The 21,337-nt window shown below is 46.0% G+C and carries 17 protein-coding genes and 1 pseudogene; 4 read left to right on the top strand and 14 right to left on the bottom strand.

Features of this window, described 5'->3' with window-relative positions; all coding sequences use genetic code 11:
- Window positions 1-214: 214 nt before the first annotated feature.
- The 3 genes from E0496_RS16200 to E0496_RS16190 all read right to left on the bottom strand — a co-directional run bounded on the left by E0496_RS16200 (window position 215) and on the right by E0496_RS16190 (window position 4,290).
- Window positions 215-1,951, bottom strand: a complete 1,737-nt coding sequence (locus tag E0496_RS16200) for an ABC transporter ATP-binding protein (protein ID WP_141502830.1) — start codon at window positions 1,949-1,951, stop codon at window positions 215-217.
- A gap of 43 nt (window positions 1,952-1,994) precedes the next feature.
- Window positions 1,995-3,758, bottom strand: coding sequence for an ABC transporter ATP-binding protein (locus E0496_RS16195; protein ID WP_141502823.1), 1,764 nt, complete (start codon window positions 3,756-3,758; stop codon window positions 1,995-1,997).
- A 97-nt stretch (window positions 3,759-3,855) separates the two neighbouring features.
- Complete coding sequence (locus E0496_RS16190; protein ID WP_141502822.1) at window positions 3,856-4,290, bottom strand: MarR family winged helix-turn-helix transcriptional regulator; 435 nt, start codon at window positions 4,288-4,290, stop codon at window positions 3,856-3,858.
- 267 nt (window positions 4,291-4,557) lie between these two features.
- On the opposite strand from E0496_RS16190, the gene E0496_RS16185 reads away from it, so the two are divergent.
- Together E0496_RS16185 and E0496_RS16180 are read left to right on the top strand one after the other, a co-directional pair.
- Window positions 4,558-5,172 (top strand): TetR/AcrR family transcriptional regulator, encoded by a 615-nt coding sequence (locus E0496_RS16185; RefSeq protein ID WP_141502829.1) that lies wholly within the window; start codon window positions 4,558-4,560, stop codon window positions 5,170-5,172.
- Between the two features lie 47 nt (window positions 5,173-5,219).
- On the top strand, window positions 5,220-7,574 hold the full coding sequence (locus tag E0496_RS16180; RefSeq protein ID WP_141502821.1) for an MMPL family transporter: 2,355 nt from the start codon (window positions 5,220-5,222) through the stop codon (window positions 7,572-7,574).
- 139 nt (window positions 7,575-7,713) lie between these two features.
- On the opposite strand, the gene E0496_RS16175 is transcribed toward E0496_RS16180, so the two are convergent.
- Both E0496_RS16175 and E0496_RS16170 read right to left on the bottom strand, forming a co-directional pair.
- Window positions 7,714-8,187 (bottom strand): EVE domain-containing protein, encoded by a 474-nt coding sequence (locus E0496_RS16175; protein WP_141502820.1) that lies wholly within the window; start codon window positions 8,185-8,187, stop codon window positions 7,714-7,716.
- 161 nt (window positions 8,188-8,348) lie between these two features.
- A pseudogene (locus E0496_RS16170) lies at window positions 8,349-8,534 on the bottom strand (helix-turn-helix transcriptional regulator); the annotation flags it as partial.
- Between the two features lie 105 nt (window positions 8,535-8,639).
- Here E0496_RS16170 and E0496_RS16165 point away from each other — a divergent pair.
- Entirely contained in the window at window positions 8,640-9,119 is a 480-nt protein-coding gene (locus tag E0496_RS16165; protein WP_141502819.1) for a GAF domain-containing protein, read from the top strand.
- 305 nt (window positions 9,120-9,424) lie between these two features.
- Here E0496_RS16165 and E0496_RS16160 read toward each other — a convergent pair whose 3' ends face one another.
- The 9 genes from E0496_RS16160 to E0496_RS16125 all read right to left on the bottom strand — a co-directional run bounded on the left by E0496_RS16160 (window position 9,425) and on the right by E0496_RS16125 (window position 20,355).
- Window positions 9,425-10,534: a GerAB/ArcD/ProY family transporter gene (locus E0496_RS16160; RefSeq protein ID WP_241674826.1), complete on the bottom strand. Its 1,110-nt coding sequence runs from the start codon at window positions 10,532-10,534 to the stop codon at window positions 9,425-9,427.
- A complete protein-coding gene (locus E0496_RS16155; protein ID WP_277755861.1) occupies window positions 10,521-11,699 on the bottom strand; it encodes a Ger(x)C family spore germination protein in 1,179 nt (392 codons plus the stop codon). Before E0496_RS16155 ends, E0496_RS16160 begins: the two co-directional genes overlap by 14 nt.
- 51 nt (window positions 11,700-11,750) lie before the next feature.
- Window positions 11,751-13,226 (bottom strand): spore germination protein, encoded by a 1,476-nt coding sequence (locus E0496_RS16150; RefSeq protein WP_141502816.1) that lies wholly within the window; start codon window positions 13,224-13,226, stop codon window positions 11,751-11,753.
- 289 nt (window positions 13,227-13,515) lie between these two features.
- Window positions 13,516-14,217, bottom strand: coding sequence for a collagen-like protein (locus E0496_RS16145; protein ID WP_241674825.1), 702 nt, complete (start codon window positions 14,215-14,217; stop codon window positions 13,516-13,518).
- A 317-nt stretch (window positions 14,218-14,534) separates the two neighbouring features.
- Entirely contained in the window at window positions 14,535-14,861 is a 327-nt protein-coding gene (locus E0496_RS16140; RefSeq protein ID WP_141502814.1) for a nucleoside triphosphate pyrophosphohydrolase family protein, read from the bottom strand.
- Between the two features lie 381 nt (window positions 14,862-15,242).
- Window positions 15,243-15,377: a hypothetical protein gene (locus E0496_RS36895; protein ID WP_277755860.1), complete on the bottom strand. Its 135-nt coding sequence runs from the start codon at window positions 15,375-15,377 to the stop codon at window positions 15,243-15,245.
- 95 nt (window positions 15,378-15,472) lie between these two features.
- Window positions 15,473-17,854: a polyprenyl synthetase family protein gene (locus E0496_RS16135; RefSeq protein ID WP_175598071.1), complete on the bottom strand. Its 2,382-nt coding sequence runs from the start codon at window positions 17,852-17,854 to the stop codon at window positions 15,473-15,475.
- 252 nt (window positions 17,855-18,106) lie between these two features.
- The gene (locus E0496_RS16130; protein ID WP_141502813.1) at window positions 18,107-18,583 is read right to left on the bottom strand and encodes a small multi-drug export protein; all 477 of its coding nucleotides are present in this window, start codon (window positions 18,581-18,583) and stop codon (window positions 18,107-18,109) included.
- Window positions 18,584-18,879: 296 nt separating this feature from the next.
- Complete coding sequence (locus E0496_RS16125) at window positions 18,880-20,355, bottom strand: DHA2 family efflux MFS transporter permease subunit (protein ID WP_141502812.1); 1,476 nt, start codon at window positions 20,353-20,355, stop codon at window positions 18,880-18,882.
- Window positions 20,356-20,520: 165 nt separating this feature from the next.
- Between E0496_RS16125 and E0496_RS16120 the strand changes: the two genes are divergently transcribed.
- Window positions 20,521-21,237 carry a TetR/AcrR family transcriptional regulator gene (locus E0496_RS16120; RefSeq protein ID WP_141502811.1) on the top strand — a complete coding sequence of 239 codons (717 nt, stop codon included), beginning with the start codon at window positions 20,521-20,523 and terminating at the stop codon, window positions 21,235-21,237.
- Window positions 21,238-21,337: the final 100 nt, after the last annotated feature.

Genomic DNA, 21,337 nt, shown 5'->3' with positions numbered 1-21,337 from the left:
TGTCTCCCCATGAGTATCGTCGAGCTGCGTAATGAAATAATCCCCCAGTTCTCTGTACTTGAACTGAGGGATAGGCCTAACCGTTTTTTTGTTTTTTTCACTGTCTACTTGACAGGGAGCACTTCAATTCCAACGGGTCTGAGGCTGTTTTATTTTTGACAACTGAAGTAACACTTTTACGACTTTATTTACAATTTCCCATCCATTGTCATCGTTACAAAGCCGCTTCCGCTGTCTCAAACTGACTATTGTACAAATCAGCATAGAAGCCATTCGCCGCAAGCAGTTTTTGGTGATTGCCGCTCTCGATAATATCGCCGTCCTTCATAACAAGGATGATATCGGCATTCTTGATCGTGGACAGTCTGTGCGCGATGACAAAGGAGGTTCGTCCCGCCATCAAGCGGTCCATCGCTTCCTGAATAAGAAGCTCCGTTCTTGTATCCACGGAGCTTGTCGCCTCGTCGAGGATGAGCAGCGGTGCGTTTGCAATGAGTGCTCTTGCAATGGTGATTAGTTGTTTCTGGCCTGCAGAAAGATTCACCTGCTCGTTCAATACCGTGTCGTAGCCATTCGTTAATGTGCGGATAAAATGATCAATGCCGACAGCCTTGCAGACTTCCTTCACGTCAGCATCGGTAACGCCTTGCTTATTGAAGACGATATTTTCTTTGATCGTCCCCTCGAATAGCCACGTATCCTGAAGCACCATACAAAACTGCTCATGCACATTTTCCCGAGGAAGCTCATGGATAGGAACGCCATCTATGGTGATTTCCCCCCCGTTCAGCTCATAGAATCGCATCAGCAAATTGACGATCGTCGTCTTCCCCGCACCTGTCGGTCCAACGATAGCGATCTTCTGTCCTGGCAAAGCCTGGGCTGAGAAATCATTAATGATAAGCTTATTCGGATCATATCCGAAGGTAACATTCCGGAACTCTACCTGCCCCTTAACGTCCTTAAGCACCTTCGATTTATGCTTCTCGTCCTCGAGCTCTTTCTCTTCCAGAAATTCAAAAACGCGCGCAGCTGCGGCTGCAGTTGATTGCAAACTTGTTGCTGCTTGCGCGATTTGCCCTAGAGGCTGCGTGAACAGCCGGACATATAACATGAATGCAACGATAACGCCAAACGAAATTTGGCCATCCATCGCCAATGCCCCGCCGACAATACATACCGCCACATATCCAAAGTTTCCGACAAACATCATGAGCGGCATCGTCAAGCCGGATAAAAATTGCGACTTCCAGGAGCTTTCATATAATTTATCGTTGATTTCATTAAAAGTTTCCTTCGCCTTCCGCTCGCCATTATAAACCTTAACGACATCGTAGCCTGAAAATATTTCCTCGACATGGCCATTCATCGCACCAAGGTTCGCCTGCTGGTGAACGAAATGCGTTTGCGATTTTTTGATCATCACCGTCATGAAGCCAAATCCTAGAAACGTGGAAATGATCGCCGTCAACGTCATCCACACGTTGGTATAGAACATCATGACCAATGAACCGACCAGCATGGTGACGGAAGTGACAAGCATCCCGACGCTTTGATTCATCGTTTGTCCAATCGTATCGATGTCGTTCGTAACGCGGCTCAGCACGTCGCCGTTGCTGGTGGAATCGAAATACTTTAGTGGAAGCTTGTTAATCTTCTTGGAGATGCGGGTACGCAAGCTTCTCGACACCTTCTGCGTTACCGTAGCCATAATATAGCCTTGGAAGAACGAGAAGATGACGCTTAATCCGTATAGGACGGCAAGCAATATGCCGATGCTGCTAACCGCGTCCATGTCGATTTCGCCCATTAGTCCCGCAGTAATGTAATCCGTCATGTCTTTCAGCTTGCCTGGCCCGACAATCGTAAATATCGTGCCCACAACCGATAGCAGCAGCGCCACGATAATAAGAGGAATATACGGCTTGCAATACGCAACGAGCTTGCCCATTGTGCCTTTGAAATCAATGTCTTGCTTGGTTGCGACCTGTTGTTTAGCCAATTTCAAGCTCCTCCTTCGACAACTGAGAGTTCGCGATCTGACGATATACCTCGCAGGTCTGAAGCAGCTCTTGATGCGTGCCTCTTCCTACAATCTTTCCTTCATCGAGAACGAGTATGAGATCGGCTTCCTTGATCGTTCCGATTCGCTGCCCCACAATAAGGTTGGTAGCGCCTGCTGTTTCTTGGTTCAGCATGGAGCGCAGTTGGCGGTCGGTCTTGTAATCAAGCGCAGAAAAGGAATCATCGAAAATGTAAATGTCAGGCTTACGGTAGATAGCCCTAGCGATAGATAACCGCTGCTTCTGTCCGCCGGACAGGTTCGATCCGCCTTGCGAGATACTGCCCTCATACCCGCCTTCCAGCTTCTCGACAAACTCTTGGCCCTTGGCAATCGCTACCGCTTTCTTCACATCGTCCGCCGAGCCTGCTTCTTGCCCGTTATCACCATAGGCGACGTTGGACGTCACAGTTCCGCTGAACAATACGGTTTTCTGAGGAACGTAACCAAGCTTGTTATGGAGATCCCGCAGCTCGTAATCTTTTACGTTTAACCCTTGGACAAGCACCTCTCCATCCGACACGTCATAAAATCTCGGAATTAAGTTCAGCAGCGTGCTCTTGCCGCTGCCCGTAGAGCCGATGAACGCAACCGTCTCGCCCCTGCGTGCAACGAAGCTGATGTCCCTAAGCACATATTCGTCCGAATCCGCATACTTGAAGCTGACATTCCGGAATTCAATTTCGCCTGCTTTTGCGGCATTAGTCGATTTAGAACGGCCATCCTTGATGCTTGGTACTGTATTTAATACTTCCATGACACGCTTCGCGGCGACCGACGCCCGCGGCAACATGAAGAAAACCATCGACAGCATCATAAAGGCCATAACAATCTGCATCGCGTAAGAAGAGAAGATAACCATGTCGCTGAATAAGCCAAGCCGAGCCGCTGCATCTGCTCCATTAATTAGATAGGCGCCGATCCAATAAATCGCCAAGCTCAATCCGCTCATGATCAGACTCATGACCGGCATCATCAATGCCATCAATCGGCTAGTAAACAGATTCGCATCGGTTAGCTCCTGATTCGCATGATCGAACTTCGCTTCTTGGCTTGGTCCCGCGTTATAAGCACGAATAACTCGCAGGCCATGCAGCCCTTCTCTCGTAACTCGGTTCAACTGGTCCGTTAGCCCTTGAATCAATCTGAACTTTGGCATGGCGAACAAAATAACGATCGCGATCATGAGTAGTAGCAGCGCAACCGAAATGCCGGATGAAAGCGTCCATTGCCAGCTCTTGCTGGAGATCTTCACAATGGCCCAACCTGCCAGAATTGGCGCTTTAATCATCACTTGCAGCCCCATCGCCACGATCGTTTGCACTTGCGTAATATCGTTCGTGGAACGCGTAATGAGGCTCGCCGTCGAGAATTGGTTCATTTCGGCCATGGAGAACGATTCAACCTTGTCGAAGAGTAAGCTCCTAAGCCTCTTAGCAAGCGATGCGGCGCTCTTCGCGACCAAATAGACTACGATGAAGGAAGCAATTAAGCTTCCGATGGCACACAGCATCATATAGGCGCCTGGCTCCCATACCTCGCTTAAAGAGCTGCCTTCCGTCTGCACCAGCTTGGTGATTTCTGCCAAATAATCAGGAAGCTTGAGGTCGAGCCATACCTGGAATACGATAAATGCGGTACTGATGACGATAAACCAAACATTTTTGGGATTAAAATACTTCAAAATCTTAAGCATTTATCAAACGCTCCTTCACCATGTTGTTAGCCATAGAACTGTAAGCCTACTAACTATATTACAATAATAAAAGCCGCTAAAACAACTTAGACGACTGCTACTCCAAATTGCTTTTGATTTTATCCAAGACAGTAAAGAACGTATCCAGTTCCTCTTGTGACAACCCCTTTTTTAATTCGCGCTCGATTTGAGCATATTTCCCTACGATAGCTTCATAGTACTCCAGCGCAGTCGGCGTAAGAATGATTTGCTTCAATCGTGCATCGTAGGGAACCGATTGCCTAATAATAAGATTATTCTTCTCCATTAATTGCAAAATCTTACTCGCCGTTGAACGCCGAATGGTAAATTTGTTCTCGAAATCGCGTTGAAAAATCTCCTTGTCCTGGTTATCAACAAAGTACTTTAGCACCCATCCATGCATGCCTGTTAATTGATCGCCATATGTTTGATTTATAAACCCGTCAATTTGTCTATGCAGCATATTTCTTAGTGTTCTAAGTTCCAGCGCAATCGATCTATCTGATTTCATTTCACCTTCCCCTTTTCAGTATTCATTTTCAGCTCTTTTCTCATTTTAGCATAATACTTGTTAGTCGGCTAACATAATTGCGACTAATGATTTATCACTTTCCCGACTTTTTATGAAAACTAAAATCCGTGAACCTCTACGCCACAATTTTGTAACAACTTGCTCATTGTGCATTATTGCCCATTGGGCAATAATATAGATATGGAATTATATTTGAAGATGCTGTCATTTTATCTAAAAGAGAGGTGAACGCTTAAGCGTTACATGATGAACAAACATAACCTACGCGATATCAAAAGGGTAGCAACAGGGAACGCGCTTGCGGATGCAGCGTTCGCTCTTGCTCTGGAAAAGGGAATGGACGGTTTCGTTGTCGAAGATGTCGTACAGCGCGCCGGTTACTCCAGAAGAACGTTTGCTAACCATTACTCCTGCAAGGAGGAAGCGATTGCTTCAGCGGCTCTCATCTTCAAAGGTGCTGATGAAATCGCCAATTGGATTGCAGACTTAAATGAGGATATTCCCCCGCTTGAGATTCTGTACAATTTGATGAAGATGCAGCTGACAGCAGAGCATTTCGTAAAATTACAACAGCTTGTATTGCTCTCGAAGCAGTACCCGTCACTTGAGCCATACATCCTCAGCGGACTGCGCCGTTTGCAAATTTCCGCCCAAGAGACATTAAGCATGTTATCCCATGGACATTATCCCGAAGGGTACACCCATCTTCTCGTCGGTGCTGTATACGGGGCTGTCCTGCCATTGCTTGACGGCAGCCTAAACGTACTGCTTCCAGGCCAGACAGCATCTGAAACCCAAGAGGCTGTTACGCTCGATCATTATTTAGACAATATGTTTGGTTACTTACGAAACGGTTTCTAGCTCACATCCTCACGTTATTCCCACATACAAAGGAGAATTATTAACGTATGTCAACTTTTCTGTACAGATTGGGCAAATCAGCCTATACCAAACCATGGTATTTCATTGTCAGTTGGATCGCGATCCTCGGAATTGTTCTCACCGTTCTAGGAATCAACGGCATCCATGTTACTTCCGATATGAAAATCGAGGGCACGGAATCGCAAAAGGTATTAGATCAGCTGACGGCAGAGCTCCCCGAAGCTTCGGGCGGACAAGCCAGCATCGTGTTTACGGCACCAAAGGGCGAGAGTCTGGATACGCCGGAGCGTTTGGCCTCAATTAGCGAAGCCGTTAACGAGGTATATAAACTTGAGTATGTGATTAATCCGATTGAACTCGCTGCACAAGCCGGAGCCTCAATGAGCGACGCTGCTGCTGCGCAAGGCAACCAGTCAGCACAAGGCGAAGCAGCTACTGGGTCTACGCAAGAAGCGGCAGGCGAATTGCCTCCTTACGGCCCGATGATGGTGGACGGCGTACCTGTTCCAGGCGTTATGATCGCTTCGGACAGCAGCGTCGCCTTGTTCCAATTTCAATTCACAGTTCAGCAAATGTCCTTGCCCGAGTGGGTCCCAGATTCGGTAATCGATGCAGTTATGACTGTCGAGAAGACCGGAATTACTGCCTTGCCGAGCGACTCGCTCTCTACTAAGCCTGCAATTGGCTCGACGGAAGCCATCGGCATTGCCGTCGCCGCCGTCGTGCTCTTCATGACACTCGGTTCAGTTGTTGCTGCAGGATTGCCGCTTCTGACCGCGCTTATCGGAGTAGGAGTAAGCGTAGGAGGAGCTTTTGCCTTCTCGAACGTGTTCCATATGACCGATCTCACGCCTGTTCTTGCGCTTATGGTCGGGCTAGCCGTCGGTATTGATTACTCCCTGTTCATCGTCAACCGTCAGCGCCGCATGATTCTTGAACAGGGACTTAGTGCCCGGGAAGCCGCGAGCAGAGCGGTCGGCACCGCAGGCAGTGCCGTATTTTTTGCCGGCTTGACTGTTATTATTGCATTATGCGGCATGGTCGTTATCGGTATTGGCTTCTTGTCCGCAATGGCGCTTGTAGCCGCTTTAGCCGTTCTTGCCAATGTGTTAGTCGCGCTGACCCTGCTGCCGGCTTTACTCGGTCTCGTCGGTGAACGCATTTGCTCAGCCAAAGCTCGCACTAAGAGCAGCAGCCAAACCAACAAAAATTCAAATGGATTCGCGCACCGCTGGGTAACGGGAGTCGTAAAAGGCCGCTGGGTTATCGTAGTTGCCGTCATCGTTATTCTCGGTGCAGCTGCGGTCCCGGCTGCAAAGATGGAAATGGGCATCCCATCGGGTGCGACAGCAAACTTTGATACAACAGCAAGACAGAGCTACGATGCGATTTCAGACGGTTTCGGCGAGGGCTTCAACGGACCGCTGCTTCTAGTTGCAGAGCCGCAAGATTCTTCAGGCGCCATAACGATGGAGACGCTAGGTGGACTAGTTCAGGAGCTTCAGCAGCATGAGAACGTTTCAGTAGTAACGCCTATGGGCGTTAACAAAACCGGTGATATGGCTATTATTAGCCTCATCCCGAAGACAGGACCAACAGACAAAGAGACGAAAGATTTGGTACAAGAGCTTCGCGCCAACGACTCCAGCATGGCGCAGTCTCATGACGTTAAAATTGGCGTTACCGGATTTACCGCGATCAACATCGACATGTCGTCGAAGCTGGCTGAGGTGTTCCCACTCTACGTCGTCATTATCGTCATTCTTTCCATCATTATTTTGCTGCTCGTATTCCGTTCAATCATCGTACCTGTCAAAGCGACGGTTGGTTTCCTTCTCAGCATACTCGCCACTTTCGGGATAACAACAGCTGTATTCCAATGGGGATGGGTACATGACCTATTCGGCTTCGATACGGGTGGCCCGCTGCTCAGCTTCATGCCGATTATGGTTACCGGTATCCTATACGGGCTCGCGATGGATTATCAAGTGTTCCTTGTCAGCTCGATGCGCGAATCATATGTTCATGGGCATCATGGCAAGGAAAGCGTCATTCACGGCTACGATCAAGCTAGCCGCGTCGTCGTAGCCGCAGCGATTATTATGGTTTCCGTGTTCGCTGGGTTTATCTTCGCTCATGATATTATGATCAAGCAGATTGGCTTTGCGCTGGCGATCGGCATCCTGATTGACGCCTTCTTCGTCCGTATGGCCCTCGTCCCAGCAGTCATGGCCATCTTCGGAGACAAAGCATGGTGGCTGCCAAAATGGTTAGACCGCCTGCTGCCGAACCTGGACGTCGAAGGAGATAAGCTTCTTGCACAGCTGAAGGCACAGGAAGGCGCAGCTGACATCAAGGCTAACCCTCGTAAAGCTCACTAATTTAGTTTCTCAAAAACTTGGATATTCATCACAAGCAAAGGCCAACCAGATCATCATCTGGATGGCCTTTGTTTCAACTTTGGTCGCGGAAATGGCTTCCATCCTCCAGAACGAGTGGGCATGGTCGCAGCCGATTTCCTCATGTTCCTGAGAGGCAACTTCCTATCCCCTCATTACTCAGCATCGCACCCGCAATCGTCAGAAAGTCCTCCCGTTCAATCTCAAAATGACCGTAACGGAAGGAATAGCCCCAATTTCGGTTCCCGCGCGTGAAGCTAAGCTGTTCCAGCAAATCTCTAATCTTAGTTTCCTGACATGGGATATAGCTAATATTTCTGCGGAACGGCACAAATGATTCAGACATCCGATATTCGTAAACTTTATCATCAATCACTTCCCCGATCGCAGTGAATGCTTGGAGCGGAGACCCCACCGACATATCTGTTCGTGGGGAATAGTAAATCAACCAATCGCCTGCGCGCATCTTTCGTAAATGTGCTGACTTGCCGTGACAGAGCTGCGCGAATCCTTCCCGTTCTCCAATCTTCACATGTGATGCGGACACGACGCCAATCCAAAAGCGGCTTTGCTCGCTTATTTCATCCAAATTCACCCTTCGAATCCCCCTTTTTTTTCATCAAAAAACCTGCGACGCTCAACGAACCGATCCGTGCTTTAATGCTCCATTAGTTTTCGTTTTAACTAACTATACAAAAACGCTACTGACACCATCATGTCAGTAGCGTTTAAACATTTTTTCCGCTTCGTTTCTACTACTGCTTCTTCCACCGTAAAACTAACTGGCGGCAGGAAATATCCTTCCATTAAGGAGTACCCTTGGCCTGGCGCTCCTATCACGGGTACGCCTGCTTCACTCAAAGCTTGAATATCCCTGTAAATGGTTCTCACACTTGTTTCAAAAGCAGCTGCCAGATCCTCTGCTCGTAACAAAGTGTTCAACTTCCACCCGGAGACTAATTACGAAAAAGAACTTTGATATGTTAAACTATGTTGAACAGCAAAGCATCTCTAGACATCTACCACTCACGCTTAAGGAGCCCGATTATGTTTCAGCCAGAACGTTACAAAGGATCAAAAGAGCAAAATTATGAGTTAGTCATCCGCCAGCTTGAAGCATTGCTCGAAGGGGAGTCCGACGTGATTGCAAACCTTTCCAATGCTTCGGCGCTGCTTAATCAATTTTTAGATGATATCAACTGGGTTGGGTTTTACCTGTTCAAAAATGATGAACTTGTGCTAGGGCCATTTCAAGGCCTCCCGGCTTGCTTCCGCATCCCCTTACACCGAGGCATATGTGGAAAAACTGCTACCGAAAGAAAGACGGTCAGAGTTGATGATGTTCATAAATTCCCGGAACATATTGCTTGCGACTCCGCGTCGCGATCAGAAATCGTTATTCCCATCATCATTAACGGCGATTTGTTCGGCGTCCTCGATATTGATAGTCCATCGCTAGATCGGTTTGACGAGATTGACCAGCAATACTTGGAACAATTCATAAATCAATTAATTACTCACTTGTAACCATAAAGACCGCCTCTAATAAAGGCGGTCTTTATGGTTGATTGATCAACCACTTGGAGCTTGAATTCGACTATTCAGTGTTCCATCTCGCACCCTAAAATCTTTCTAAAATCCAGCCCAATCAAACATCCAGCTAATCCACAGATTGGGATTGAATTGATGCTCCACCCTCACATCGATCCAAATGATTAATGAAAAAAGAGAGATCACCACAAAGACGCTTACTTCCTTGAAAGGTTTTTTTCGATGAATGAAAAATACAATAACACATGTAAAAGCAAGTGAAAATAGTATAATAAACCTGATCATGGCGATACCTCCTTTCCCTTTCGCCCACGCTGTCGAATCCAAGATAAAACAAGGAGCAGCAAGGGCAAAACGATACCAAACAAACAGGAATACGCGAAAATATATTTTCGGTCCCAGTCAATGTTCTCAACTACGTTATCATTTAACGATATCGCGATACCGGATATAAGAAGAACAAGCGGAATAGCGATCCACGTTCTCTCCTTCATTTGAAACAGCTGACGAATGCCCTCCACTGCGCAATAATAGGCAATGCAAAGTTTGAGAAAAATCCAAATCAACCAAACGATAACGATCGTAGATTCCAAATGTTCAATGAATTCCGCGATCCGAAGCTCCTCTACAATGGTATACAGAGGATACAGAAGATGCGAGCTGCGTGCTGCGCCTAGCACACCAATAGTCACAAAAACAATTCCGCTTAATAATAGCGTTGCCGTGGCGAGACCTAGCAGCAAGCTTGACTTGAGCCTTGTTTTGACATACGGGGCAAGCATCATGATGGTTACCGTCTCCAGATAGGGAAAACCGATGACCGGCGCTGAGTCTTTGATCAATTTCGTAAACGAGGCCTGAAACATAGGCTCAAATCGTTCCCAGTTCCATTCATTAAGTGCAGAAATATAAATCACAAATAAGACAAGCAGCACAAATGGCGTAAGAAACTCACTCGTTCTTGCTATCGTCTCGACTCCTCTGATGACAGCATAACAAGCAATGACCAAAAACATGATATGAAATACCGATATGGGCGTATTTGGCATGAGAATGGTCTTCATAAAATCACCAAGATTGCGGGTCACCCAGCTTGCCGTTTGTATAAAATACCAAATGTAAACGATCGCGATCAACCCGCCGATCGGTTTGCCTGCAGCAGCTAGAGCGATTTGTACGATACTTAATTCCGGATTTGCATTAGACAATAGCAACCATAAACAAGCAATCACAATGGCAAAAGCACCCGCAACCAATGGAATGATCCATCCGTCTTGTTTGGTTGAGGAAATCACGCTGCCCGGCCGTATAAAAAAGGCAGTTCCTAAGGCATAGTTCACCGTTAACAAATAAAATTGCCATCCACTAATGTGCTCTTTAACCATCGCCATCACCTGATTTATAAGGATCTAACGTATTGCCGAAGGTTTGGATGACAAAATGTACAGATACGGCAAGCTCAGTTTGTTCCCATTTCCCCTTGCCCTCCATGGCCTTCTTCCGGGTGCTCCCGCGCTTGCGGCTTATCATCTCCTCAATGCCCATAATATCCCAATGCTTTGCTTTCGTTTTCTCATACAATTGATTGGATCTTTCTACGACCTGTTTACTGAGCTGAGTTATAATCAGATCTAAGTTATCAGCTGTTAATTTCGTCTCTTGCGTATTGCCATCGATATGGACTTTAGCTTTAATTTGAATGTTGATAACCAGATGACCGGATTTTTGAACTAAATTCTTTTTGACTAAAATATCCTTCAGCCAAAGATCAACATGTCCCTCATTTAAATGGACGATTTGATGAAGCATCTTTATTTCACCGTTCAGCAAATTGTAAAATGGCATTTCGTAGGCGGATAATTTTCCAATCATAGCCCCCTGTTTAATTAGGGCCCCCCCTCTTAGAATAAAGATTCCTTCATTAGCGTCCATATGCTCGTATCTTTGAGTAGTCGAACTCTCGCGTGAACCGGAGACGCTAACAAGCGGCAATACGATCAATGTATTGGTATCTAGATTTTCAACCACATCTTTTATTCGCGAGCGGTAGCTCGCTTCTCCGGATTCCATGGACTGATTTTCAATAATGGTACGCACATTATTGCCTGGCAATCTTTCAAGCGTGGTGTAGATTTGCATAAAATCGGATAAGGGCGAATCCGTTACTAGCATATTAATGGTAGATTGCCGATCCCGCTGCTTCTCCATAAAATTCAGCTGATCCACGATTCCTTTTCTCGCTGCTCTTTCCGTTACCACCATCGCTTCGGAATGGTCGAAAAACGGCCGCTTCGGAATGCTGTCGAGCAGCTTTGACGGAACCTCTGTGGCAAGCTTTGAGCTTACGCGGAACGTATAGACAGGCGCATTGATCCCGGAAGTTTTTTGCGCGGCAATTCCCGAAGGATTTACGATATGGTAATAAAACGTACTTCCCCCCTCTTCCGAATTAATGTCCATTCCGATAAAATTCACGATAGCCATCTGATTAACCTCCACTAAATCCCAGCATGCGGTTAAGCAGAAGCACATAACCAAACTGCAGCATACTTTCATTTTCCACGCCTGCTGATTACCCTTCATGAGAGCCACCCTTCGTGTTCTCGTTTAAAATCTATTTTTCCGTTTCGTCCTGTTCATCCGGGGATACGCCTTTAGCTTGGAACGCGGCACCCGCATCAGTATATCCTTCCAATCCGAGATGACCGTAGGTGCCAATGGGGCGAAGAACGGAATGCCAAAGGATCTTAAGGAAGCGAAATGTACGATCGTAAATAAAGCTCCGCACAATATGCCGAACAAGCCTAAGAAGCTGGCTAGAACCATGTAGGAATACTGGAGAAACCTTTGCGATAAGCCGAAATTGTAATTAGGCGCAACGAAGCTCGCAATTGCAGTCACAGCAACGACAATAACCATAGCTGCAGATACTAGGCCTGCCTGAACGGCGGCTTCGCCTAGAACAAGCGCACCGACAATCGATATCGCTTGGCCAGCAATCCGTGGCATGCGTAAGCCAGCCTCCCGCAAAACCTCGAAAATGCCGGCCATTAAAAAAGCTTCCACATAGGATGGAAAAGGCACGCCTTCTCGCTGAGCCGCAATGCTCACCAATAGGGAAGGAGGCAGCAGACCTTGCTGGTAGGTCGTAACGGCTATGTAGAGCGCAGGAACAAAAATGGCCAATAAAAAGGAAAAAAACCTAATCCAAAGCATAAAGGTGGCGATGTCCGGTCTTTGGTAATAGTCCTCAGGCGATGAAAAAAATTGAAAAAAAGTAACAGGCCCAATCAGCGCCAGCGGGCTGCAATCCACCAAAACGACTACTCGCCCTTCTAAGAGATGAGATGCCGTAACGTCGGGTCTTTCTGATTTCATCATCAAAGGGATCGGAAAGTAGGTTTTATCCCCAATCAAATCCTCCACATAGGATGTATCCAATATGCTATCGGTGTCTATCGCCTTAATTCTGCTGCGGAACTGCTGCAGGACATCATCAGGCGCAAGATCATGCAGATACACAATAACGACCCTTGTTTCCGTTTTTGTGCCGACAATAAATTGTTCAAATCGCAAATCGGTAGTGCGGATTCTTTTGCGCAATAGTCCAATACTCGTGGCCAAGTCTTCATTATAAGCCTCATGAGGACCTCGAACAGTCGCTTCCGTCTCGGGCTTATCAATGGAACGGTGATAGGACATAGCTACATCCAGCTGTAGAATCTCGTTGCAATGATCAATGATTAATAAGCATCTTCCATCCAAAAGAGCCTCCAAGCAGGCATGCAGATCTGAAATGCTTGAAGTCGAAGCAATAGGAATTTTGTATCTCAAATACTCAACGGTGTCCATCCCTATTTGCAGCGATCCAATACCTTCCGAAATAAACCTCAGAATGGTATCTTCGATTTTATTTTTGTCCACAAGGGTTTCAATAAACAGGCAATGCCCTTTAATATCACGGTTATTCGCAAAATGGTGATGAATGAGATCGGGCGGATTGCCTAACGCGGCTACAATGTCCTCTATGGAAAAATCCTCCTGCAGGACTCTCCCTTCCTGGCTCGTTGTATCCTTCCTCATGGTTGCTCCCCCTGACATTCGTTTGTTTCAATTATCTCCATTCCTTGCCAAAGCAATACAAGAAATTTCCATGCTTTAGCTTCCAGCGTATCGACGTATCTTCGCTTTTCTAAGTCTCCTATAAGATAACGATTCTAGCGTTTTAAATTCATACATGGGCAAAAAAAAAGAGACTAGAGCTTCTCTCTCCTCAGTCCCTTATAGATGCTATTTTATTTTCTCTTTCCTATCCTATGCTCTATTTCAAAAAAAGAAAATCTATTCAATGTTCTTGGAGAGTCAGCCTGAACTAGGCTAACTTCTCAATGACGATAGAAGCACTAATGGTTGGCGTACCCCCGCCAATGTCATTTTGCAACGTCTGTGCACCTGTGTTATCGATGCGATTTAATGTCAAAATACCGCCAGCAGATAATTGGGCCACAACTTGGCCTTGGTAAGGGTTGTTCCCTGCTCCCGAACCGTAATTGCTGCAAGGAACCAACGCTGCAGGCGCTGCACCCGCCGGATCAAAAAACAATCCAAACGCACTATTGCCAGCTGTAGGGAATACTTCCCAGCTAATATTGTAAGTACCAGCCGTATTAATCACAATATTGGATGGAGGAGCGAATGAAAGAGCTGTTGCATTGATAAGAGAGTTATTAAACGTTACCGCCCCACCTTGGCCACCTGGAGCCGGTGCTGCTTCAATGGTCTGCTCTTCGTCGCTGCAGAGGAAAGCAAAATCGGCTATGCCTCCCGCAGGTCCTTGTGCTCCTGTTGCTCCTTGCGGTCCTACTGGTCCTTGAGGTCCTGCCACGCCTTGAGCGCCTGCTGTTCCTTGAGGCCCTACTGCCCCTTGAGGTCCTGCTACTCCTTGAGGCCCTGCTACTCCTTGAAGACCCGTTGGTCCTTGTGCGCCTTGTGGACCCGCAGGCCCAGGCACCGGTGTGACCTTAACAACGGGACGCGGGCAGGTTACCTTTACGATTTTCTTTTTTATAATCACATTTTTCTTTTGATGGTGATCTTTCTTTTTAATACAATCTTTCTTTTTAATACACTTTGGTTTACATACGACTACAACTTTTTTATGGCATCTTTTTTTATGCTTATTTGCTAAACAACTCAACACAGCACCTCCTTGGGATTTGAATCATCCTACGCTGAGATGCTTATTGTTGAACGGACGTATACCTAGCAACCTAGTAGACTACTAACCAATTAATAAAAAAGAGGTTATTGCGGAGCGGCATTCATATAGAAAAACACTACTCTTTGAAAATTAACACAATCATTTAATAAAAATTTTCATAGAATAATAGATTATGCTTGCAGCTTTTTTTCAGTTTTGGATAAGAAATTGTCCAATGCATCCGCGATATCGATATTCATGCGTTCTGACAAAATAATTAACCACCATACACATTCGCCGAGCTTATGCTCTAATTCGGGCATGATCTCTCCCTTCATCGTCCAGCGCCCTTGTTGAGACATCGTCAAACGACCGACCAAACCGGCATCCGTCAGAAAAGCCAGAGCATCCTCTTCTACCGTCCATTCTTTTTCGTGATGCTTCCGTTCCAATTGATGGTACAGCTTTCTAATCTGTACAGAGCGATCAACCGCTTCACTAAAGCTCATATTTTTCATCGTACGCCTCTTCTTTTTATTAAAATGTAAAACTAATTTCTCCCCTACGCAGTTATCCTCTACTATAAGATTCTGCAGTATTCTCACTATACGACGTTATACTGGACAGCAGCATGTCCTATTATAGAAACTTGCCGTTTAAAAAATTAAATCATCGGTTTGTCGTCATCATATGATATGAAGTTGTCTTAGGCACTTTTCCGAGGTGTTTGTGGGGACGTTTGTGGGGGCATTCGTACGTTTATCTTACTTAGATGGAATTTCTCCTGTTAAAAATAACATGATTCGTTTGGTATATGAAATAGATGGAAATAGTAGGAGGAGTTCCAGCTAATCGCCAAGAAAAGCTGAAATCCTTTAGAATAGAGGGAGAAATTCCAGCTATTCATACGGCTTGAAGTTATCAAAGTTTGCCTGGCCACGCTTGCTTTCTCCGCCAGCTGCTGCTGTGTCATCTGATTTATCTATACTACAAATATCCCCCGCAACGTGAATCGTTACGGGGGGCTCTGCCATTAGTCATTGAGTAACAACCGGTTCTGCGGCTTGCTTTCCAGTACATCATGCCAATGCAGCTTTGAGTAGAAAGAATTGATCCCTTCCATATCCGCCTAACGGTCCCGGTTAACGATATAACTCAATAAGTGGTTTAGAAATGCAGTGCGGCGTGGCATCTCTTTCAGTGTTTCCATGGCGATACAATAGTGCTCCCACATCGCTTTGCTCGCGCCGTCCTTCCCGAGGATGGTTACGAAAGTAGAAGTATTGTTTGCCACATCCTTGCCCACGGGTTTGCCAAGCAAACGCTCATCCCCCTCCAAATCAAGCAAATCATCCTTAATCTGAAAGGCAATGCCTGCATGGTATGCGAAGGTCTTCAAAACTGCGATTTCCGTCTCGCTAACCTCGACTAATATGGCTGGCATAACCAATGCAGCCTCAAAAGCGATTCCCGTTTTGTAGAAGCAGATCGTATTCAATTGCTCTAATGTCAATGCTTTTCCTTTGGAATTCAAATCCATCGCCTGCCCCATACACATATCCTCTGCCTTTTCGGCTGAATATTTAATCAAGGCTAGCACGGTTTTCGCATTGAACGGTTCTAGTGACGCTTGTTCCTGAATCGCTTTCTGGATCAATAATAGACCCGTTATTTCTGCAGTCGCATTATTATGCACCTGATGCAGCGTTGGACGACCTCTCCGTGTAGCAGCATTATCTTGGGACGGCAAATCATCGAAAATCAGAGAGGCCGTATGCATATACTCCAAGGATCTCAATAAAGGGACGATCGCGGTTGCTTGCAGTCCATATTCTTGCACCCCCATGACCCAGGTCAAGATGGGACGCAGACGCTTCCCATCCCCTTCAAGACTGTAATTTGCCGCATCGATCAGCGTCTCTTTCATCGGCGGCATTCCTTCAGACTTGGCAATTCGCAGCGTATTATTGATCTGCTCACGGGCTATTTTTATGGTCTCCAAGAAATTTTCTTTCTCTTTCCGTTCTTCTTTAAGAAAGGTGACCAGTTGGTCCCGAAACAGCTTATCCAAGAAATCCACATCATCGGCTTTTTGAACCATCTGTTGGATTAGTCGATTAAACGCTGGGCTTCCGCAAGCAAATATATTCATAGTCTGGTTGTATTTTTCGACTCCAAGACGTTCTTTACAACGCTTTAGACCGTTGATCGCACGATTCAGAATCACCTCACGAGCCTTTGCATTGGAATAATATACGTTATGAATTAGATAAAAAATAACCGTCCAATATAGTTCAAAGGGATTAATGAGATCCGGACGCTGCTCACGATGGGCGAGATAATAGGTGTAAGGAGTAACCGCCCCGTCATCCCTATCGTCAAACATATCCGCAAAATCGTCGGCCAGTTGATTGTAGATGCCATAAAAGAAGGTTCGCTTCTCAAAGTCCTCGTCCATGGAAGCCCGAAGCACGGAACGTGCGATTAATCGAGATGAAGCAGACTTTAAAATAATTGGGATGTACAACTCTTCGTTTGTGTAGCCGGCATGGCTAAGCTCCTTGGCTCGGTCCAATTCCTGCGAGTGAAAAAAAACATAGGTCTGCTCGAAAAACAGCTGCTCTGTCTCCAGCCCTTGCTGAGACTTAATATAATTAAAAGCTTCTACAAGCTCTGCGTGTACGAATTGAATCAACGCCTGATTAGATCCCGTCCACTCGCCTAATTCCGGTACCGATCCCGTGAGCAGCGCAGCTCGTATAATCGTTGAATATTGTGTTTTCTCTTGTAGGGTTAAAACCCTCGCATCTAGTAGATCGTCAATGAACGGATAAGTCAGACCATAGGAATAACCGAGCCTGATGGCTTCATCCAGTCTCCGGGCACGTTCCGCAGGCGATCGTTCATCGCTCATTTCTTCAATCGCATGCAGAACCACTCCAATAATGATCTTAATCAACTTTCGCTGCGCATGCTCGGCATTCATCTCCTTCGGAAGATGTACCGATACTTCCTTAAGCTTATTGATCACCCATATGACTGCCGTTTCAACGCCTTCCGTCTGAGCCCACCGATACAGTCCTGCTAAACTCATAAACTCTGGCTGGTTCTCCCTGTTTGAAGGGGATGGACTTAAGCGATGCTTGATGTCCGCAGCTACACGCTGAATTCTAGCTTGCGTATCGGGAGAATCTATAGCCTTTCCTAGGTCTCTCATGTAGATATAGGAAACGCTTCGATCCAAATAATCGTCCAATTTGCCTGTATGGTTCAGCCACTGGATATAGCGATGATAGTCCCCGGCAGCTGCCGTTTGCTTTCCTCGCGAGAAAAAGGATAACCATGATTGGCGATGAATATGGTTTCGTTTCCACAGGTGGATATCCTCGGACAGGGCAGGCACATACCTCTTTTCCTTCATTTGCTCATAAAGCGTAGCAAAGTAGCGAGTGGCCTTCTGCTCAGCCAGCCGATAACAGGTATCGGCATGAATTGTAAATTCGTCATTCATACGGTGTATGACCTCAACTTCTATTGTGGTTTTTGGGATAGACTTTATGGGAGGATGAGGTTTCTCCATTAGCTGTTAAGAATTCATCAGAACCATTTTATATTTTAAATACGGGAAAAGATTTTATCGGTTGCGAATTCATTTTTTCAGCACAAAAACCCCGACCTGATCCGGTCGGGTTTGTCACGCTCGTTTCCATCCTGTGCGAGATACCAAGCAATTCGCTCCATTATTTACTTAGTTCTAAATAGATTATATCAAATTCATATAGCCAAATCCGTAAACGGAGCCGAGCGCCATCGCAATCGTCCATATGGCAAGACTGATCGCCATCCATTGAATGACCCGTGTTCGCGAAGAACCAAATGTCAACGCCAGCAAAGCGGCGATATCCGTACCAACAATAACGGGAGCAAGCAGTGCCAGTCCGGGAAGGCCATAGCGGTCCCACACTTGCCTAGCCCGGGTCTCTTTCTTCGATGGAGCGGTAATGCCCTTCTTCAACCTACGCTTCTCTCTCCAGCTAGTGAATTGATTAAAGAAGACACCCAGAAGCAATATCATTAGAAAGTTTCCTGCAAAACCAGTTATTGCCACAGCAACTGGAGACATACCCGCCACGATGCCAAGCGGTACGACAAGAAAAACATCCAGCCACGGCGCTGCCGCGAGTAAAAATAAAACGATATACTGCCATATCCCTTCCGATTGCTGAATCCATTCAAACATAATTAATCCTCCCGTTGATCATGTCTCACGTTCGTTTAGCCTTCGTGCCTAATCCAGTTTATCAGAAACGACATAGAGGCCTATGACTCCATTGTATCAGAAACGCCTTAACTGTAATGAAACCTTTTATTAACGCTCCCTTACTTAATAGCAGGCCAACACAAACGGATTAAGCTTCTGTTAAGACATGATTCAATTTGCATTTCATACGCAAAAAAACGGCCGAGCCTAAGGCTCGCCGGTTTTTTGTTTCTTGTAATCGGAAACTTCTATTAAATGGATAGTTCATCACGCGGTTAAGATAGTATTGAGCCTTCATCGACAACGTGGGTCTGGGTTGCTGTACTTTCTGCCGCAGAGCGTTTGAGAGTGGTCGCCAGCAGCACCCCTGCCGCAGCCAACACAGCTAGCAATAGATAGGTGTTATGAAAGGCGTGTGTCATCGCGTCCGGCAGTGGAGCCTCGCCTTTGCTAACGAAATGGTTTGTTCGGCTGACAAGGAACGTCGTAAGCCCAGCTACCGCGAATGAAGTCACCACTTGCTGAGCCGCGCTCGTTAACGAGGTGACTCGCCCGACTAGGTCTCTTGGCGCCGTTTGAATCAAATGAGTGTTTAAGGAAAGCATCGACAAGCCCATTCCCATACCCAGCAGCACACGTGGGACGAAAAATAACCATGGGGTATTGCTCGGATCAATGAAAGAGATGAGAAAAGCACCGATAGCCACAAAGGTTAATCCTAAGATCACTAATGGTCTTGCACCGATACGGTCGAATAAACGGCCTCCGAGCGGCATCATAATTCCTGCGGCAACCGCTTGAGGAAGCGTCCATAAGCCCGCTTCGAACGCGCTCATCCCCATTAATTGCTGCATGAAATACGGTACGGTGAAGATTACGCCAAACATGGCAAATTGCAAGATCCACTGCACGAGTATCCCTCTGGTGAACTGTGCTGAACGGAAAACCCTAAGCTCCAGCAAGGGCTCTTTTTTCCGAGTAAGCTCGACGATAGTAAATAATATAAGGGCTACCACGCCAACGGAAATACCGATGATCGTTTTTGCGGAAGTCCAGCTGGTTCCTCCTTCGCTAAGCCCATAGGAGAGACCCCCAAACGCAAGCGGTGCCAGCATAATTCCCCAAAAATCCAATGAAGCGGAAACCTTCTTCGCAAAATTCGGCAGCACTATCAAGCACAACACAACGCCGATAATGCCAATGGGAACATTGATTAGAAAAATCCATTGCCAGCTCACATAGTCAACCAAATAACCGGATACGATCGGTCCTAGCGCAGGCGCAAGTAAAACCGGTACCCCCATAAAACCCATAATCATGCCTACTTTTTCAGGTGGACTGAGCCGGTACGTCATGGCAAAGGCAATTGGCATCACCATGCCCCCGCCTAGCCCTTGCAGCACCCTAAAGAAGATCAGCTGTTCTGCTGTCGTGGCAAAAGCACATAGGATCGAGCCCACGGTGAACAAAATAATCGAAATGATAAACACGCGCTTCGCTCCAACCCGGTCTGACATCCAACCGGCCAATGGGATTACTGCTGCTTGGGCAAGGGCGTATCCGGTAATCGTCCACTGGATAACGCTTAGCGAGCTGTTGAAGTCGGCTGTAAGTACAGGAATGGCTACATTTACGGCCGTGGTATCTAAAATCACCATGAACAGCCCAATAATAATGGCAATCAACGGTGCAACGAGTCCGCGTAAAGATGGAGTAGGAGTTAACGAGGGAACTCCAGATTGTGTAGACATATAGCGATCTCCTTCAAGTGAATTTTTTGTTTTCCTGAAAAGAAGATAGCATATTCGTTAAACAAAGTAAACTAAAAAGATAAAAAAAGTTTAGTTTGTATAGTTTGGTTTAATATAATCTTAAATTGCGCTATACTAGATTATGCAGGCAGGAGGCGTAGCCGTATGAAAGATTGTGAAATTGACCAGATATGGGAGAAAAAAAAATCAACCAAGGTAAAGCTCATACTCAAACTAATACCGTATGTTCAAAAACACGGCTTCAGTGCGATTAAAATGGACGATGCCGCCAAATATATGGATATCAGCAAAGCAACCATGTATAAATACTTTGCTTCCAAGGATGACATTATAGAATGTTTAGTCGAGAAATGCGTAAACTATACTGAATCGCTTATGTTCGAGATAGAACCGAATCAACTCATACCCACAAATGAAACGATTCCTTCTCAGGAAGAGTTAAGGATTTATGGCGAATCATTTGCCAAGGTGTTCAAGCAATCGTTCAAAATGGCCTTCTATTTAAGCGATATCCTTCTACAAGATCTAAATACCACTTATCCCGATTTATCGGCAGCGCTGTCACAGGCGGTAGAGCGTTGTCAAATGAACATGGTCGACTATCTGAATAGAGGCATGGAGCTTGGCCTATTTCACCAGATGAACGCGGAGATCATCCTGATCCAGTTGGATGTCGTATTACGAAGATTATTAGATCCCAAGCTGCTTTTGCAGCACAACATAAGCTTAAAGCAGGCGCTGCTGGATTTCTATCAAGCGATGAAGCTTCAGCTTTTCCACGAAAAATGGCTGCATGAAGATCACACTTTAATAGAACCTTTTATTAGTGAAATGATCGTCAAGAAGCTCTCTTATGAATAAGATCAATATTTCAAAAACAGCGCAGAAAAAAGCCAAAATAGGCAAGGCCCTTAAGGGCCTTGCCTATTTTGGCTTTTTCTTTCATATATCATAAATAAGA

Origin of the sequence: Paenibacillus luteus, assembly GCF_006542765.1 — a bacterium.
GTDB lineage: Bacteria > Bacillota > Bacilli > Paenibacillales > Paenibacillaceae > Pristimantibacillus > Pristimantibacillus luteus.
This window is presented reverse-complemented; position numbering and strand designations above follow the sequence as displayed.